This window comes from Pontibacter sp. 13R65 (genome assembly GCF_047525655.1).
Taxonomy (GTDB): Bacteria; Bacteroidota; Bacteroidia; order Cytophagales; family Hymenobacteraceae; genus Pontibacter.
Genome location: NZ_JBLIQL010000009.1, coordinates 167227 through 185935, shown reverse-complemented (window position 1 = coordinate 185935; position 18709 = coordinate 167227). Strand labels below are relative to the sequence as shown.

At 43.9% G+C, this 18709-nt stretch carries 10 protein-coding genes; 6 read left to right on the top strand and 4 right to left on the bottom strand.

Annotated elements, in window-relative coordinates:
• Window positions 1-135: 135 nt before the first annotated feature.
• The 4 genes from ACMA1I_RS13090 to ACMA1I_RS13075 form a co-directional block, all read right to left on the bottom strand.
• The gene (locus tag ACMA1I_RS13090) at window positions 136-1371 is read right to left on the bottom strand and encodes a DUF4861 domain-containing protein (RefSeq protein ID WP_337068820.1); all 1236 of its coding nucleotides are present in this window, start codon (window positions 1369-1371) and stop codon (window positions 136-138) included.
• 381 nt (window positions 1372-1752) lie between these two features.
• Window positions 1753-3399: a DUF4957 domain-containing protein gene (locus tag ACMA1I_RS13085; protein ID WP_337068819.1), complete on the bottom strand. Its 1647-nt coding sequence runs from the start codon at window positions 3397-3399 to the stop codon at window positions 1753-1755.
• Between the two features lie 28 nt (window positions 3400-3427).
• The gene (locus ACMA1I_RS13080) at window positions 3428-5284 is read right to left on the bottom strand and encodes a RagB/SusD family nutrient uptake outer membrane protein (protein ID WP_337068818.1); all 1857 of its coding nucleotides are present in this window, start codon (window positions 5282-5284) and stop codon (window positions 3428-3430) included.
• A 14-nt stretch (window positions 5285-5298) separates the two neighbouring features.
• Complete coding sequence (locus ACMA1I_RS13075; RefSeq protein WP_337068817.1) at window positions 5299-8592, bottom strand: TonB-dependent receptor; 3294 nt, start codon at window positions 8590-8592, stop codon at window positions 5299-5301.
• Between the two features lie 1058 nt (window positions 8593-9650).
• Between ACMA1I_RS13075 and ACMA1I_RS13070 the strand changes: the two genes are divergently transcribed.
• The 6 genes from ACMA1I_RS13070 to ACMA1I_RS13045 all read left to right on the top strand — a co-directional run bounded on the left by ACMA1I_RS13070 (window position 9651) and on the right by ACMA1I_RS13045 (window position 18513).
• Window positions 9651-10739: a LacI family DNA-binding transcriptional regulator gene (locus ACMA1I_RS13070; RefSeq protein ID WP_337068816.1), complete on the top strand. Its 1089-nt coding sequence runs from the start codon at window positions 9651-9653 to the stop codon at window positions 10737-10739.
• A gap of 106 nt (window positions 10740-10845) precedes the next feature.
• A complete protein-coding gene (locus ACMA1I_RS13065) occupies window positions 10846-12279 on the top strand; it encodes a tagaturonate reductase (protein ID WP_337068815.1) in 1434 nt (477 codons plus the stop codon).
• Between the two features lie 456 nt (window positions 12280-12735).
• Window positions 12736-13983 (top strand): tagaturonate epimerase family protein, encoded by a 1248-nt coding sequence (locus ACMA1I_RS13060; protein WP_337068814.1) that lies wholly within the window; start codon window positions 12736-12738, stop codon window positions 13981-13983.
• Between the two features lie 66 nt (window positions 13984-14049).
• Window positions 14050-15447 carry a glucuronate isomerase gene (gene uxaC / locus ACMA1I_RS13055; RefSeq protein WP_337068812.1) on the top strand — a complete coding sequence of 466 codons (1398 nt, stop codon included), beginning with the start codon at window positions 14050-14052 and terminating at the stop codon, window positions 15445-15447.
• A 248-nt stretch (window positions 15448-15695) separates the two neighbouring features.
• Window positions 15696-17048 carry an MFS transporter gene (locus ACMA1I_RS13050; RefSeq protein ID WP_337068811.1) on the top strand — a complete coding sequence of 451 codons (1353 nt, stop codon included), beginning with the start codon at window positions 15696-15698 and terminating at the stop codon, window positions 17046-17048.
• 457 nt (window positions 17049-17505) lie between these two features.
• Window positions 17506-18513, top strand: a complete 1008-nt coding sequence (locus tag ACMA1I_RS13045; RefSeq protein WP_337068810.1) for a Gfo/Idh/MocA family oxidoreductase — start codon at window positions 17506-17508, stop codon at window positions 18511-18513.
• The last annotated feature ends 196 nt before the right edge of the window (window positions 18514-18709 follow it).

Here is an 18709-nt window from a genome sequence, read left to right as displayed (position 1 = left end):
GTAAAAACAGGATAGGCTGGCCCAACCCAAGTCTAAAAAAGCTAAAAACTGCTTCGGAAGACCGTTTTTATTTGAATAATTTGGGCGGACCAGGCAAGCTGTAAATTAGATATTGTACCAGTTGAAAAAGATTTGTTAGCGCTTCGCTATTTTAACCTGAACAGGATTGGCTAGTTCTCTTGTTGTTTTATCCAGGTACTTCAGGAATTCTTCTTCTGTTGTAATGCCTTCTGGCTCCAGTTCCCAGGCTGCCAGAAAATAGTATTCCAGTTTGCCGCCTGTTGGGGTGAGTCTTACGATGTGACTGTGGTCATCTTCTGTAAACTCCTGAAAATCCTGCGGACGGAAAATGACGGCAATACCTAAATTATCGCCGGCACCATTCAGGCTTTGCTTGCCGTAGCTGGCAATGTATCCCCATTGCTCTTGATCTCCTTTATTTGTATGAAGTTTTGCTTTCTTGTCTTTGATTACTCCGGTGCTCAGGTTCTGCGGAATTCCGCCCTTAAGGCTTACCAGGTGTTGTGTTAATCTGCTGCCGGCATGTATGTTCAGCCTGGAATTTACATCAAGCACATGCCCTGCCACTTTCCAGCCATAATAATCAGTTACAATAGAAGAGTATACATTTCCATTTTCACGAATTACGCTGATCATACTATCTGTTTTCTCTACACGGTTTGCTTTGCCAGCATCAAACATCGCCAGTGTGCCCACTCCTAACGATTTGCCTACTTTCAGCACATCCATGCCCCAGTCCTGTAGTTTATGATAAGAGTCATAGCCATCCTGCCCCACGTTCTGCAGCACCATTTCCTTTGTTGTTTTGCCATACACATCGGTGCCGTTGCGCCAATCCAGGTAAAAGCGGTAACCTACTTTGTCTGATTCCCAGCCCGGCCCCTCGTAACGGATATAGAAGGAGTGGTCTGTTACCTCATCTGGCACACGCAGCGAGTCTACGTTCACAAACTTCTGCCCGTTTACGTATTTGCGATTCTGGAACTCCCCTCCCACCTTGTGCGACAGCTCAGCTTGTGTGCGTTTAGTATAAGTACGTGGCTTTTCACCGGTCTCGCTATAGCGAATGGTGAGCTTACGTGATTTGCCTGCGGCCATTTTGTCCAGGATTACCACCAGACCCTCGTGATCGTCTTTCCGGAGGTTGTACTGGCTGGCGATTTCACTTTTCCCATCCAGCACCACAAATGCTTTCGGATTAAAAGCTGATGCCGCTTTCTTTAGCTCATCCGCCTTCAGAAAAACCATTACATCCTGCCGCTCTTCTTGAAGCGGGTTCGTAACTGTTACTGTAAATGATTTAGGAAATTCTTTCTTCAGGTTTTGTGCGGTAGTCTGCAGGGTGCTCAATAACAGTACAAAAAAGATTAGCCACACGGACCTTGAATTGCAAAAATGGATCATAAAAATAGAATAAGGATTGATATAAATTGCTACATCTTAGCTTTGCAAAGTTGGCAATAGTTGCTTGCATAAGCAGCTTAACTGCATCAATTTTTAATCATTTTGCTACATAAATGGTAATAAGATTAAGCTAATTCGGTATAAGCAACTGTTAATTAGCTCCATAAATTTTGAGCAGATTAACTTACAGAAGCAAGGCCTGGTGTTCACAACTACCTTAGCAGATACTGCCGGTTTACTTGCAAAAGAAGTGCCTGAACTAGGTATTAAGTAATTAGCAAAATGAAAAAGTGTGACCGGTTAGGCCACACTTTTTCATTTTTGATATTAGCGTGTCCAACGAGGGTCGCCTATAGGACCACCTGTTGTGCTCGCAGTTCGGAGCTCTGAGGAAGTCGGAAGTGTGAACTCTGTTGTTGTTGCGTTCCAGCCGAGGTCAATAGTCTTGATGTTAGACTGTGTAAAGCTTTCTGGAATTACCAAGTCAACGGCAGGCGAAGCTCCGTTTGTAAGCTTGAAGTGGTTGTTATACTTAAATTCAAGAACTGAACCTGCACCAGTAGCTCTAACCAGGTTATTACCAATGCCCTGACCAGGTTTAGGTGTATTAGCAATAATTGAGTTCTGAACTGTGAAATCAACCGGATTAGTATTGGCATCAAACAGAATCTGGTTTCTGGAGTTGGAACCAAAGTTGTTGATGGTACAATGGTCGATAAGCACCGTTGGTTTTGGTTGGCCACTTATGTTTGTTGACCACCCGATAAATGCACGCCCAATATTGTAAAAGGTTGAATTAATAACATCTAACCGGTTGAACTCCATTTTGTCCATGGTCAGGTAAGTATAAGAATCGCCATTGTTGTACATTAGGCAGTTACTGATCTTTATAAAATCAATCTTATGTGCATTATTACCACCTCTGTTGCCTCTTAAAAAGCAATTCACGGTGTTTCTTACAACACAATTTTCTAACGTAATGGAAGAAAATGTTGCCGCTTCGCTATCTGCATTGAGACCTACAAGGTTCAGGAAGTAATCGGCAGCGCCTGCAGTGCCGTCGAACGTAATGCCTTGCAACTTAATCCCGGCACCAGTACCCTTCAAAGTAAGTTCTTTAAAATTAACTTGTGTATCAGCTGGGTTTCCGGAAACAGATTGTATAGTGATGGTTTTACCTGTTATAAAAGTCCTTACTTCTGTTAAGTCATAAGTTCCTGGCTCCAAACCTATCAGATCGCCATTTCCTGCAGCTTCGATGGCTGCTGCCAGATTATCGCCTGCATTTAACAGCGTCGTATAAATGCTAGGCGCAACTGTTTCGAAAGTAATAGTGCCTTTGCTCTGAGTACCTGCAAAAATCTCAGCCGTATACTTTGTGCTTGGCGTTAAATAAGTTAGCTGAATAAAGTTATTGGCAATATTCTCTTCTGTTAACATTATTTCTGTTCCAACTCCGTTAACAGGTGTCAGCATAATTCTGTTAAGACCTGCAGAAGCTCTCCATCTCAGGATAGCTGTTTTGTCTTTTACTTCAGAGCTAACAGGTACCATAAACACCTGCTCACCCCGAATACTGAACCTGTTACTTGTTAACCATTTCGACTCAGGACGATCTTCTTTTGCATTGGCTTTTACACGGGCAAAATACGTTTTTCTTACCTCCAATTGCTCATCAGTAAAAAGAACAGACGTAGTGTCTGATTCAACTGTAAGTACTATTCCGGTGTTAAACATTGTATCAGCAGCTACCTCTATGGTATAAGTGGTACCTTGTGGTGTGGTGTTAACAGGAGTTTTCCAGTTAAGTCTTACACTAGTTTCTCCGCTAACTGCAGTAACCTGACCAGCAGGCATAAACATGCGCATGGGTTCCGGGCTATCTTCATCATGCTTACAAGCTACTAAGCTGGTTAAGGCAAGTAACATTACCGGCAGAAGCCACTTCGAAATCTGTAAATTATATTTTCTCATTATAATGCTATTTGAAATTTACCTATACTTACTGTCCTACACCGAAATCTTGCCTCAGATTCGCATTTGTATTTAGGAACCTGGTTGGGAATGGCAGTAACTCTCTGTCATTTTCCCTGAACTGGCTACCAAATATTCTGGTAGGACTAGTTGCTAACTGCTCAGACACCGACAGCCCCCAGTTTACTGAAGTATAGCCTTCCGGAGCGGATGTCATTTGCGCTGGCTGGTACATAACAGATGCTATACGGTTTGCTGCGCTTGCACCATACAAATCAAGTGTTTGCATCTCCTGGATGGCAGTGGTACTCTCACCAATAAGTGGAGTGGCTTTAAAGAAAACCCTGGCAGGCACATTGGCAAATCGTCCGGTTCCATTACGCATATGCACCAATTTCTCTCTTGTTTGCCGAATTGTAGTAGAAAGCAAATTCCAGCGAATTAGGTCATACCTGCGTAAACCCTCACCACCAAACTCAAGGAAACGCTCATTAACTATAGCATTAAAAAATTCAGTCTTGCCAGTTGGAGTAACTCCCATTCTGTCACTTCCATCTGCCGTATAAGCTCTTCTTCTTACTTCTTCAAATGCCTGGATTGCTGGTGCAGTGGCTCCTCCATTTAACTCATTGTCTGCCTCTGCGAACATTAACAAAACATCAGCATACCGAATCATCGGCCAATCTATACCTGCATAGTTGGTACCAGCCCACTTACTCGGATCTGCCCAGTATTTTCTGAATTTACCATGTCGCCATGGAGTAACCAACTGTTTTACAGTTTCCCCTCCTATAGCATTAACCTGAAAATAGGCTATTGTAACATCTCTTCTAGTATCAGCAATGGAATCGAATGCATAAAAATAAGTAGGAACAGCCTCTGCAAGGGTGTTGGCACCTCCATATCTGCCAGCCAAATGCCGTGGCCCAGCCTGAATACCAAGTTTACTGTCTGTACTTGAACTGTTAGCATCTGCACCTATCCGCCAGATAATTTCGTTTGTTGCATCCTGAACACCTGCACCGTGTAATGCTCTGAATACAGTCTCAAAGGATGGATTTAATTTATTATCTCCATGCTGCATAACATCCCAGCATTCATCTCTTGCTATCTCATAGTACTTCTGATAGTCAGTGCGGCGGGCCATTGTCTTTGGCTCTCTACGAAGTGAATAACCACCAGCAGCCAGCGCAATTCTTGCTCTCAATGCTTTTACTGCCGCTTTTGTAACGCGTGTTGCAGGATCATTTGATTCGTTTCTCCAGGGCACCAGGTCCTGTGCCTCCAGCAAGTCAGCTAAAATCTGGTCGTATATAACATCCCGATCTGTTTTCTCTACATACAAATTCTGTGTATCTCCTGCCGGTTCAAACAGTGCCGGCGCATCGCCCCAGTTTCGGACAATTTCATAGTAAAACTGCGCACGCAATGTAAGCGCTTCCCCCAAAAACTTACGCATGGAAGCTTGCTGCTGGGGAGTCCCATTTGTATAAAGAGGCGATAGCCTAATGTTTTTAATAGCTACATTGGCTCGTTCTACTCCCTCATAAAGCTGTACAAGCGAGTTGTAGATGTCTGTATTTCCAGGACCCACACCAAAATGGCCAAAGGCTGTCCGGTTATCCTGGTCCCATTCTGCTAAAAAGGAGAAATCATCCGCAGAAGAAATATAGAATGCCAGACGGGCACCATAAGCAAAATCTCCCATTAATCTGTTGTAGGTAGCTGTAAGGGCCGCTTCAGTATATCTGATATTTGAAAACACTATAACCTGCGAAGAAGTAGATGGGTTTACTATATCCAGGTAGTCTTTGCAGGATGTTATTGTTACCATACCACCCAGGGTTATAGATAACAGTACAGACTTTAATTTATTAAATTTCATCTCTTTAATTCTTATTAAAATGTCACATTTACACCGCCCAAAACAAACCGGCTACGCGGATAGGCAGCATAATCTACAGATGGCGTGAGTGGACCATATTGACCAGTTCTTCTTGTATTCGCCTCCGGGTCATAACCAGAATACTTGGTGAAAGTATGGAGATTGTTTACCGTAGCATATATTCTGAACTTGGTGAATACTTTAGTTCTGCTAACAATGCTTTCGGGAAGAGAATAGCCTAATGTAAGGTTACTGATACGGAGAAAAGAACCGTCTTCTATTGCGAAAGAGTGCAGGAAATAGTTACCTCTTGCAGGAGTCCAATACTCCGTATTTTCATTCATGGCTGCCAGGGTTTGCGGATCCGTTACTCTTTGGCCATTATCATCAAACCACTTCCACCTGTCTCTCATAAAGCCAAGCACATTGGCGTTATTTTGCGTGTACATGCCTGAAAATTCTACTTTGTTTGCATTATACACCTGGTTACCATAAGAGAAGTTCATAAACACGCTTAAATCAAAGTTTTTGAAGGCAAACTGCTGATTTAAACCGCCAATAAATTTTGGCAAAGCGCTACCTATTATGGTGCGGTCAGCCTCTGTTATCAGCATGTTTTCACCTTCAGTAGTCTTCTGCAACTTCAAGTCACCAGGGCGCGGATAATTGCCACCAAGTACGGCTGTCTGGCTATTTGGAACGCCAGGCTTTAATACATAGTTACCACCCTCCATCAGGAAACCACCATCAGCATTCAGTTCAAAATCTTCGACTCTGTAGAATTTATCAGGATGGGTTACATACCCGTAAAACTGTCCTACTGATTCTCCAACGGCCACTCTAAAGTCTGGAAAGCTATTTACATTACCCAGCCAACCAGAACCAACATTATAATCAGGATTTGGTGCACCAAAAGAATTTGTACCTAAGCTCAAAATGGTGTTGCGGTTGAATGCAATATTAAAGTTTGCATTCCAGGTAAAAGCTTTAGAATCTACAACGACACCATCTATTTGGAATTCAAGTCCTTTGTTTCTTGTTTTTCCAACGTTTTGCAACTGCCTTGTATAACCTGATGATGGTGGAATGTCAGCTTCGAGCAGTAATTTATCGGTCGTGTTATTATAAGCATCAATTGAAATATTTACCCTGTTATTAAGAATAGACATGTCAAGGCCTAGGTTCCTGGAAACAGTTGTTTCCCAGGTTAAAAATCTATTTGCCAGCGATCTTGCATCAAAACCAGGAGTAATAGTTCCTTCTACATAAGAGTAGCCATTAGATGCTTCCAACAATGTTCTCCATTGGTCCGGGGCTATTCTGTTATTGCCAACCGCACCGAAACTAGCTCTTACTTTCATGTCAGAAAGCCAGCTTTTAGTACCTGCCATAAAGCTTTCATCGCCAATATGCCAGGCTAAAGCAGCAGATGGGAAAACACCTACACGATTTTCAGGTGCGAATAAAGAAGACCCATCTCTTCTAAGCGAGAATGATGCTCTATAGCGATCACGAAAACTGTAATTAGCATTACCAAATAAAGAGAAAAGTTTCTCTTCAAATTCACCAGCAACAGGCCGGAAATCCTGAGGCACCAAACCAGGAGGTGAAGCCTGTCGTAAGCCAACAAATGCCTGCTCTACCGGCAAATCAGCAGGAATCCAACCAACGGTTGAGGATGTAGTTTCGGTGCGTCGCTGCCAGAATTCCTGCCCAACAATTACATTCAAGCTATGCTGATCCGCAAAACTGGTTTTGTATTGCAGCGTGTTTGAATTAGTAATAGTGTGAGCTCTGCTATCAGACATCTGCACAAAAGCTGTTCTATTCTCTAGCGGAATAGAAGGATCTTGATTATTAAGGTCATTATTTCTGGCTATGGATGTAAGTGGCCCGTTATACCGTCTGTTCTCTCTATCGGTATAAGCTATACCAGCTACCGTTTTCCAGGTCAGGTTCTTCATGATGTCATAACCGAACCAACCATTCAGGATCATATCATTTCTATTGTCGTAACGAATCTCCTGGCTTACAAGATCTATAGGGTTTACCAGGTTATTTCGTCTCAATTCTTCCGGATCAAGATCTTCTATTTGATCATTCACTCCAGGAGCTAAGAAAGGAGTATACCTCACTGCATTTCTAAGCCTGTTGTTACCTGCTGACCCCTCTGATGACCCCACACCTTCAATTACCTGGCGGCTTAAGCGTGTGGTGAGGCCCGTTCTGAAACGATCCGATACTTTGTGGTCGAACTTAAAAGAAGCAAGCGTACGCGTAAAACCAGAGTTTAGCATAATGCCTTCTTCATCTGCATGGTTCAGGTTGATATTGAAGGAAGTTGATTTAGAGCCGCCAGCAATACCTAAAATATGTGTCTGGCTTTTAGCGTCACGTCCGAACAATTCATCCTGCCAATTAGAAAAAGGCATGCTTTTGTAAATATCCAAATCTTCCCAGCGGCCATAGCGGTCTCTGAAAGTAGTTCTTGCATCAGCCCCTCTCAGGTCATGCACCTCGTATTGGTAAAGAGCAAACTCATGAGGATTTAAAACATCTAGCTTGTTTACGATGCTTCGTACACCAGCAAAGCCGTTATACGTGATCTGCGTAGGCATCTCTTTACCACCTTTTGTAGTAATTACCACCACACCATTTGCACCCCTTGCACCATAAATTGAGGTCGAGGCAGCATCTTTTAAAACATCTATAGACTGTATCTCCTGCGGAGAAAGAAAGTTAAGAGCGTTTTCTACCTGAATTCCATCTACTATATATAAGGGAGAGTTATCACCTGTAATAGAAGTACCGCCCCTCACACGAATGGAGATCTCTGCACCAGGCTGTCCCTCTGAAGATGTTACCTGCACACCTGCTAATCTACCGGCAAGCGCATCACCGGCAGTACTTACCGGAATATCCTGCAGTTGCTTGGCACCCACAGAAGAAACTGAACTGGTGAGCTCTTTTCTGGTTACCGTCTGATACCCCACTACAACCACTTCTTCCAACGCTTTGGCATCGTCACCCATGGTCACATTAACAGTGGATCTGTTATTCACGGCAACTTCCTGCATCTCATAACCCACAAAGGTAAAAACCAACGTACCGGCACCACTAGGAATAGAAATAGAATAGTTACCATCAATATCTGTAGGAACCGCTGTTGATGAGCCTTTTAACAATACAGTCACACCAGGCAAACCCTCTCCTTTCTCATCAACAACTTTCCCACTCACGGAAAAGCTTTGAGCGTGTACCGCCCCTATAGCGACAAACACCAAGAGAAGCATGAACAAATACTTCATCTTTTTAGGTAAAATTAATTGCATAAAATATACTTGTGGTTAGCAAAAAAATAATTGAGTAATTATTATCATTGTGCAGCACCACTTTAAGTGGAACTGCATTTATCTATGTTGAACTTCAGAATTTCCTCTCTTCTTAAACAGATTATGGAGGCATGCATTTCACAGTCTACCATTTCTCAAACAGGCACATAAGATCGACTAGAGCCAACTCATCTTACCTCTTACTGCTAAATTAAAATTAGACAAAATTCTATTTCTTTTGGATTTTTAAACACACTGATTATATATGTTCTCTGCACTAGACGCGCAACCGATTGCATAGTTAATCAATTTTTAATCTTAGCACAAACATTCGTTAGCGATTATTGAACTTTTTTTTCACTTTCAAAATATTTATTTATAGATAAAAAAGGCCTTGATATATAAATAATTAACACCTCATTTTTAACTCAAATTTGGACTTATTTATAGCTGCTTATTTTAAAAAAAAGCTTTAGCATTACCTGTAGTTTCATCCAGACGATCTTCCAGAAGCATTTATACAACTAACAAGCTATTAGCGTGTTGTAAAAAAACTAAATCACGTTGACGTTCATTGCTTAATAACTTAAGTAAGGGGAAGGCATCAGAATAATAATTCTGTATTTCGCTCGCTTACCATTACCTAACTTTTTTGCAAATTCCAAAAGAACAGACTTTATAATTACTAAAATCTTTTGTACTTTGCGCAAACGATTACGCATTAGCAAAGCAATGGACCTCCTTCAGGGACTGATTGGCAAAGAAATATAAGATCAGCCGCAGCCTGGCAGAGCAAAATGAAATCAGCACAGTAGTAGTGTAGAAACAACGAAACTATTACTGCCCCGGAAATTAGAATTTGTTTTAGCTTATGGGGCGAGTCATTCAATAGAGTATTCATTAATTCAGGGAGCAGGACCCTACAGGATAATATTTACTGCAACAGTATTTATCTTTAGGTAGACTTTTTTCAAAATCTTAAAAACGATCGTTTGTTCTTGAATTAATAACACAGGCTCCTTATACTACATCAAATGACAATTAAACCTAAAGTTACCATTCACGATATTGCTGAAAAGCTGAATGTAACAGCCTCTACTGTATCGCGGGCCCTAAACGATAACCCGAGAATCTCTGACGCGACTAAAAAGGCGGTGCTTAAAATTGCCAAGCAACTAAATTACCAGCCTAACAACATCGCGGCCGCTCTGCGCAATGGAAGAAGCCATATAATAGGAATAATAGTACCCACTGCCGATAGAGCCTTTTTCTCATCGGTTGTGCGGGGTATTGAGGAAATCGCCAATAAAATAAACTATAAGGTTATTATATGCCAGTCTTATGACAACTATGAGAAAGAAGTACAGACGGTAGATGCCCTGCTCAATGCCAGGGTTGATGGCATTATTGCCTCCATCGGCAAGAACACTGAAAATTTCGATCATTTTAAAAAGGCGATGGAAAAGGGCGTGCCGCTCGTGCTGTTTGACCGCACCACCGACGCCCTCGAAGTAAGCCAGATTGTAATAGACGATTACCTGGGAGCTTACAAAGCTGTGGAACACCTGATTCAGCAGGGCTGCACCCGAATTGCTCACTTTACCAGTCCTAAAAAAGTAAGTGTTTTTAAGGAGCGCCTCAGAGGCTACCTCGATGCCCTGCGCGACAACGGCATAGAATACTCCGAAGAACTTGTTATAAAGAGCAACCTCCAGTTAGAAGACGGCCGGGAAAGCATGGAACAATTGCTGAAACTGGAGAGAATTCCGGATGCCGTGTTCTCGGCTAGCGACTATGGCGCTATGGGCGCCATGCAGGTGCTGAAAGAAAACAACTTCAGAATACCGCAGGATGTGGCCCTGGCAGGTTTCAGCAATGACCCTTTTACCTCCTTTACCGACCCGCCGCTTACCACTGTGGATCAGTTGAGCATCACCATGGGTAAAATCACAGCCGAAATATTTTTTGAGCAGATCAGTATACAGGAAAAACGGAACATGTCGCAGAAAATCATTTTAAAGCCGGAGCTCATTGTCCGAAAGTCGACCATGCGAAAATCTGACACGGCGCCTGCACCAGTTAATCCGCCTCCTAGAATGGCCAGCGAGGAGCAGGAAAACTGAACCTACCCTAGCAACACGAACACAATTCATTATCATATATAGCACCTTCTAATACCTATTTATAACAACAAACAGTACAGACAACTTTTCAGAAACCAGATTTTTTATGAAACCACTAAACAGAGAATCAGCCAACCAGCCGCAGCAACGGCCAGTTAAAGTATTACAATTTGGTGAAGGCAACTTCCTTCGCGGATTTGTAGACTGGATGATCGATATCCTGAACGAGAAGACAGATTTTAACGGCGCTGTGGAAATTGTGCAGCCTTTGGGCCAGGGCATTGTGCACCTGCTCAACAAACAAGACGGACTTTACCATCTGCTGTTGGAGGGCATCCAGGCTGGCGAGCCTACTCAGGAGACCAGGCTGATCACGTGTGTGGCTAATTCACTGAACCCTTACGACGATTACCAGGCTTACCTGCAAAGAGCAGAAAATCCTGATCTTCAGTTTGTGATTTCGAATACAACCGAGGCAGGTATCGCCTTCGAAGCCGCCGACAAAGACATGGACTCACTGCCAAGCAGCTTCCCTGGTAAACTAACAGCCCTGCTTTACCACCGCTTTAAGCATTTTAGTGGTGCTGCCGACAAGGGACTGTACCTGATCCCGTGCGAGCTAATTGAGAAAAACGGTGAGAACCTGAAAACTACCGTATTGCAATTTGCCAGCCATTGGAACCTGCCAGAAGCATTTGTTGCCTGGATTAACGAAAGCAACATTTTCTGCAACACACTGGTAGACCGCATCGTACCTGGCTTCCCAAGAGATACTATCAAAGAAATTCAGGAAGAACTTGGCTTTGAAGATAACCTGGTAGTGAAAGCAGAGCCATTCCACCTGTGGGTAATTGAGGCTCCGGCTGCCGTAGAAGCTGCCTTCCCAACCGAAAAAGCTGGCTTACAGGTTAAGTTTGTGTCTGACCTGACTCCTTACCGCACTCGCAAAGTTAGAATCCTGAACGGAGCTCATACAGTATTAGTACCTGTTGCCTACCTGCAAGGCTTGCGCACGGTGCGTGAGTCGGTAGAAGACGCTACAGCTGGCAAGTTCATCAGAGAAGCCATTTTCGAAGAAATTGTACCGACGCTGGATTTACCAGCCGAAGAGCTGGAACAATTTGCAAACGATGTAATTGAGCGTTTCCAGAATCCGTTCATCCGTCACGAACTGCTTTCTATTGCGCTTAACTCTGTTTCTAAGTACAAGGTGCGCGTACTGCCATCGGTACTGGAGTTCCACAAAAGAACCGGCAAGCTTCCGCAGCGACTGCTTCACTCTTTAGGCGCCCTCATCTTGTTCTACAAAGGCGAGTGGAATGGCGAACAAGTGCCGTTGAACGACACGCCGGAAGTGCTAAACTTCTTTAAGAGCGCCTGGGAAAAAGGTACTGCAGATGAAACAGTAAATGCCGTTCTGGCCAATACATCTTTCTGGGGCACAGACCTGACGCAGGTAGCTGGCCTGGCAGCAGCCGTTGCAGCAGAAGTAAAACAACTGCAGCAAACCGCACAGACTGAAAAATTAGGTTCTGTTTAATTTATGTTCCTGCCCTGTACTTTACCTCCTACGGTTATGGTACAGGGCAGGAATATTTTTACATAAAAGCAACACAGCCTCTTAGAAAGATAAACTGGCATCTACAACCCTGCAGTTAAAATGCAGCTGGGAAGCTTTGAGAGGGCATTTTTATTAGAATAATTCAGATCTGCACTTGATAGACACCCCTGTTTCTGAATGTTGGCGAAGCCAAGGAAAGGAGCATTTATAGTGCCGGGCCGAAATCCATTTTTGCTAAATCTGAATTAAATAGTTACTTAGTGTTTAATTCATAATCTGTGGTGAAACTATACTACTTCCTGCCCCGCTCTACAAAAGAGCCTCAACAGGAGCTGTCACTGAGATTAACACCAGAACTGGAGCAACTAATCTAAACAACCAGACAACAGGCCGGGACTACTTACAACACAAGCAAAACTTAACAGGGACAACTGCATGAAAACAATCGGAAAGTACTCATTCGGAATCGGCGACCGCTTTGCACACCAAGGCGAGGCACAGTTAAAGGCCTTTATTAAGGCAAAAGAAGCTGGTGTGGAAATTACCCCCACCTGGAACAAATCGAACCGCGAGCACCTTACCGTTAACTCTTCCCCAACCGATGTACGGGCAGAGGCCGATGCCGCCACAAAAGCCTTAAACTGGCAAGGCGATTACCTTGTTGATGCTGATCATATTAACCTGAAGAATGTAGATCCTTTTCTGGCCGTTTCGGACTTTTTTACAATAGATGTAGCGGAGTACATTGGCAAACCAGCCAGCGCCGACGAAACAGAAGCCTTTCTGGAAGCCAACAAAGACCATATAGGCGATTTTTCTATACCAGGCATTGCGCATCCTTTCGCCATAGACGAGGCGCTGCTGCGCACCATCGCTGGCCAGTTTCTCCATGCCACTAAAGAAGCCAAAAACATATACGACTACATTGCCAGCAAAAAAGGGGCTGATAGCTTTATTACCGAAGTCTCTATGGATGAGGTAAGTGAGCCTCAGAGCCCGGTGGAATTGTACTTTATACTCAAAATGCTGGCAAAGCAGGGAGTGCCGGTACAAACTATCGCACCAAAGTTTACAGGCCAGTTCTACAAAGGCGTAGATTACGAGGGCGACATTAACCAATTTGCCAAAGAGTTTGAAGAAGACATACTTGTTATTAAATATGCCGTCGAAAAATTTGGATTACCGGCATCGCTTAAGCTGAGCGTGCACAGTGGCAGCGACAAGTTTTCTATTTACAAACCCATTAGAGAGCTTATTCAGAAACACAATGTAGGTATACATATTAAAACAGCCGGCACCACCTGGCTCGAAGAACTGGCAGCACTGGCAACCGCTAGCGAAGAAGGATTGGAAATGGCCAAAAGCATTTATGCCGATGCCCTGGACCATTATCAGGAACTGACAGATCCTTACGCCACTGTACTTTCTATAAACAAAGAAGAGCTCCCAACAGCCAGCGACGTGGCGGCCTGGACTGGCGAAGAATTTGCTGCGGCCTTACGCCACGATCAGCAGAACTCAGCTTATAATCCTAACTTCAGGCAGTTAATTCATTGCTCCTACAAACTGGCAGGCAAAAAAGGAGCTGCCTTTACAGATGCCCTAAAGGCAAACAAAGAAGAAGTAGGCAGGCACGTAACGGAAAACATTTTCGACCGACATATAAAGCCACTTTTTTTATAGCAGTCCCAAGAGGTCCGCTCCCCTAAAACAAGATCATATTATTAGCTACTTTATTATAAAAACACCATGTCATTTTTAGACGAGAATTTTATCCTCAAGACCAAAACGGCACAGACATTATACCATGAGCATGCCAAGCACATGCCGATCATTGATTACCATTGCCACCTCCCCCCTGAAGACATTGCCTCTGACAGGAAATTTAAGAACCTGACTGAGATCTGGCTTTATGGCGACCACTACAAGTGGAGAGCCATGCGCACCAACGGCATCGATGAGAAGTATTGCACCGGCGATGCCGATGATTATGCCAAGTTTGAGAAGTGGGCCGAAACAGTGCCTTACACCATGCGTAACCCGCTTTACCACTGGACGCACATGGAGCTCAAAAGACCTTTTGGAATTGAGAAAATCTTAAAGCCGGAAACTGCCCGCGAGATTTACGACTCCTGCACTGCCATGCTTCAGACAGACGAGTTCAGCGTGCGTGGCATCCTGAAAAAAATGAACGTGAAGGTGATCTGCACCACCGACGATCCTGCCGACAGCCTGGAGCACCACCAGAAAATAAAGGCCGACGACTTTGGTATTAAAGTGCTGCCAACTTACCGCGCTGACAAAGCCATGGCTCCGGAAGCAGATGGTTACCTGAAGTACCTGCAGAAACTAGAGAAAGCCTCCGGTATATCTATCAACAACTTCCAAGGCCTGCAGGACGCGCTGAAACAGCGACATGACTTCTTCCATGAGCAAGGTGGCCGCCTTTCTGACCACGGTCTCGAAACAATTTATGCAGCTGATTATACAGACGAAGAAATCAACAGCATTTTCGACAAAATTCTGAGCAAACAAGAGATCTCGGCAGATGAGCTGCTCAAATTTAAGTCAGCGATGCTGGTGTTTCTGGCGCTGATGGACCACGAAAAAGGCTGGACTCAACAGTTCCACCTGGGTGCACTGCGCAACAACAACAAACGCATGATGCGTGAACTTGGTCCTGACACCGGTTTCGACTCTATTGGTGATTTTGACATCGCGCAGCCACTGTCTAAGTTTTTAGGCAAGCTGGATAACAACAACCAACTGGCTAAAACAATTCTGTACAACCTGAACCCAACCCAAAACGAAGTTTTTGCTACCATGATCGGTAACTTTAACGATGGTTCAACGCCAGGTAAAATTCAGTTTGGCTCAGGCTGGTGGTTCCTCGATCAGAAAGACGGTATGGAGAAGCAGATGAACGCTCTTTCTAACATGGGTCTTCTGAGCCGTTTTGTAGGCATGCTGACCGACTCCAGAAGCTTCCTCTCCTACCCTCGCCACGATTATTTCAGAAGAATACTCTGCAACCTGATCGGCAACGATGTTGAAAATGGCGAGTTGCCAGCAAGCGAAATGGAATGGCTTGGCAAAATGGTAGAAGATATTTCTTACAACAACGCCAACAACTTCTTTAAGTTCTAGCATTTTTTTAGCTCCTCCTGCTCCAGTAGTACTAAGGCAGGAGGAGCAATTACTGTTACAGAAGTAGTTTACAGATATTGAATTTTTCAGGCACACTTGGCGGAACTGTTGCAATGTGACTGGAAATTAACGAACGTAAGCTCATGTTTAGTAATAGAATAGGCATAGATTGCAGCGTCAGTACCTGCCGTGGCAGGTGGAAGTGCCTTAACTACCTGATTTCATAAATTTTTAACACAATTATCCTCATGACAAAACCTACACTTTCGAGCAGTGTAACGCAAAAAGTCGGCAATTACCGGTGGACGATCTGCGCATTGCTCTTCTTTGCCACCACCATCAACTACTTAGACCGGCAGGTTCTAAGCTTGCTGCAGCCATTGCTTGCAGAGGAGTTCGGATGGACAGATAGTGACTACGGAACCATTGTTGGGGTTTTCTCCATCGTGTATGCTGCTTCTATGTTGTTTGCCGGCCGCTTTATAGATTGGTTAGGAACGAAAAAAGGATATGCCTGGTCCATTATTGTTTGGTCTATTGGTGCTATTCTGCATGCCTTTGCTACCTTTATTCCGGGTCGCATATTAGGCTTTACGCTAGGCCGTACTGTGCTTGCGGTTGGTGAAGCTGGTAACTTCCCGGCTGCCATTAAGGCAACAGCCGAGTATTTCCCTAAAAAAGAGCGTGCCTTTGCTACTGGTATCTTTAACTCAGGTGCAAACGTTGGCGCTATTCTGGCACCTATTGTTGTGCCCTGGATCGCGTACCATATGGGCTGGCAATGGGCTTTTATTATCATTGGTGCAGTAGGTTTTGTGTGGTTAGTCGCTTGGTTAATAATGTATGAGATACCATCTAAAAACAAGAAACTGAGTGCTGCAGAATACATGTACATCCATAGCGATGACATTGCCAATGAAGAACCGATTGAGCAGGAAAAAGAAGACGATGGCCAAAAGTTCTCGTTTATCCAATGCCTGAAATACCGCCAAACCTGGTCTTTTGCCTTTGGCAAGTTTATGACTGACGGTGTCTGGTGGTTCTTCCTGTTCTGGACTCCTGCTTACCTGAAAGCACAATATGGAATGGAAGGCATTGACATCCAGTGGCCTATTGCCTTGCTTTATACCATTACCGTTATTGGTTCTGTTGGTGGTGGTGCCTTTCCTACTTACTTTATCAACAAGGGTATGGAGCCTTATGCCGGCCGTATGAAAGCCATGTTTATCATTGCTCTCTTCCCGCTCGTAATAATTGGCGCGCAGTATTTCGGCCAGTACAGCTACTGGTGGGCAATGTTGCTGATAGGTATCGGGGGATCTGCTCACCAGGCCTGGTCAGCTAACATCTTTACTACTGTGAGCGATATGTTCCCTAAAAAAGCTACTGCTACGATTGTAGGTATCGGCGGTATGGCTGGTGGTATCGGCTCGTTCATGATCAACAAAGGCAGTGGTATGCTTTTTGACTACAGCGAAACTACCTGGGGAAGCAAGGAGCCTGGCTACACCATCGTATTCTGTATTTGCGCGGTTGCCTATCTTATTGCCTGGTCTGTTATGAAATCGTTAGTACCTAAAATGACACCTTTAAAAATGTAGGTTTCGGATCGATAGATTTATTTAAAAGCGCTGCCAATTAAGTTTGGCAGCGCTTTTTTGTTACCCCCCACTTTCAACTTTGCTACACTTTAAGTATGTATTGTGGTAGGAACCTGAATACAGATTAATTTTGCCCGGCCTACCATTTAAGTATACTAACAAAGCTCAAATCAAATTATTCTAATCAAAAAGGTCTTCCGGAGGTCTTTTTGATAGAAAACCTTCATGCCACGCCTTTACTTGAATAAACCTTCAGAGAAAAACCAAACTCCTAGCCGAGCTTATAGAGCAGTACGGCCTGAGCTGTGCAAGCTGCAGATTAACAACTGCAGCAATTACATTAGCCTTTTAGTAGGTTTATGTCTGGAAAGAAGCAGCCTGCTGAGCCGGATAAATTCAGAGGATTTACTTATCTTAACTTTTCAATATATTTTTAGACACCAAACCCGACAATCTTATGAAAATGAACTGGGGCGTATTAGGGGCAGCCAAAATTGCATTGGAAAAAGTTATTCCTTCCATGGCTGATCATCCAGATTTCCAGGTGTATGGCATCGCCTCTCGCAATGTAGATAAAGCAAAGGCCGCAGCCGAGAAACTGGGTATCCCGAAGGTTTATGGCTCCTACGACGAACTAATTGCCGATCCTGATATTCATATTATATACAACCCGCTGCCCAACCACCTCCACGCCGAGTATACTTTAAAGTGCATAGAAGCAGGCAAACACGTACTGTGCGAAAAGCCAATTGCACTGAGCAGCCAGGATGTAAGAAAACTCATTGCAGCCAGAGATAAACACAAGGTAAAAGTCGGGGAAGCCTTTATGGTGCGGTCACATCCGCAATGGCAAAAAACGCGTGACCTGGTGCAGCAAGGCACCCTCGGAAAAATAAAGCTTATACAAGGCAGCTTCAGCTACTTTAACATCATTCCTGATAATATTCGTAACATTGCAGCCTTTGGAGGAGGCGCCATGTGGGATATAGGCTGCTACCCTGTAACAATTTGCAGGTACATTCTCGGAGAGGAACCTCTTCGAGTCATTTCCCTGATGGAAACAGACCCGGGCTTTGGCACTGATAAGCTCACCAGCGTTATCATGCAATTCCCGTCTGTACAGGTATCTTTTTCGGTGAGTACCCAACTGGTACCTTATCAGCGGATGCACTTCTTTGGCGAAACCCAGCAACTAGAGGTTCAGATACCGTTTAATGCGCCCAATGACACATCTTGCGAAATAAAAATTAATTCTGGTGACATTCTGCAAAAGCAGGTAAAAACGCTGTCTTTCGAAATATGTGACCAATACCGCCTTATGACTGAGGCATTTACAAAAGCTGCACAAAATAACTCAGAAGTACCTGTTACCCTGGAAGACTCACTGGAAAACACACTGGTGATAGAAGCAATCTTTAGATCTGCAAGGGAGCACCGTTGGGTTAACTTAAAGGAGCTTTTGTAAGCATATCCAGCTAATTAGTCTCATCTTAAAGCTGCTACATCCTAAGCAACTTTTCTACCCCTGCTGCGCCTATGCAGCAGGGGCACAGGCTTATTGTTCCTTATTCAGAATACCCTACTCTCACCGCAGCGCTGCTCTCTGCTTCTAAAAAATAGTTCTTCTAAATTTTTCTGAAGTAACATGACACAACAGGATG

Coding starts and splice junctions, on each gene's coding strand:
- ACMA1I_RS13065 (WP_337068815.1), top strand. CDS start 10,846: ATGAAACCACTAAACAGAGAATCAGCCAACCAGCCGCAGCAACGGCCA.
- uxaC (WP_337068812.1), top strand. CDS start 14,050: ATGTCATTTTTAGACGAGAATTTTATCCTCAAGACCAAAACGGCACAG.
- ACMA1I_RS13070 (WP_337068816.1), top strand. CDS start 9,651: ATGACAATTAAACCTAAAGTTACCATTCACGATATTGCTGAAAAGCTG.
- ACMA1I_RS13085 (WP_337068819.1), bottom strand. CDS start 3,399: ATGAGAAAATATAATTTACAGATTTCGAAGTGGCTTCTGCCGGTAATG.
- ACMA1I_RS13050 (WP_337068811.1), top strand. CDS start 15,696: ATGACAAAACCTACACTTTCGAGCAGTGTAACGCAAAAAGTCGGCAAT.
- ACMA1I_RS13060 (WP_337068814.1), top strand. CDS start 12,736: ATGAAAACAATCGGAAAGTACTCATTCGGAATCGGCGACCGCTTTGCA.
- ACMA1I_RS13075 (WP_337068817.1), bottom strand. CDS start 8,592: ATGAAGTATTTGTTCATGCTTCTCTTGGTGTTTGTCGCTATAGGGGCG.
- ACMA1I_RS13080 (WP_337068818.1), bottom strand. CDS start 5,284: ATGAAATTTAATAAATTAAAGTCTGTACTGTTATCTATAACCCTGGGT.
- ACMA1I_RS13045 (WP_337068810.1), top strand. CDS start 17,506: ATGAAAATGAACTGGGGCGTATTAGGGGCAGCCAAAATTGCATTGGAA.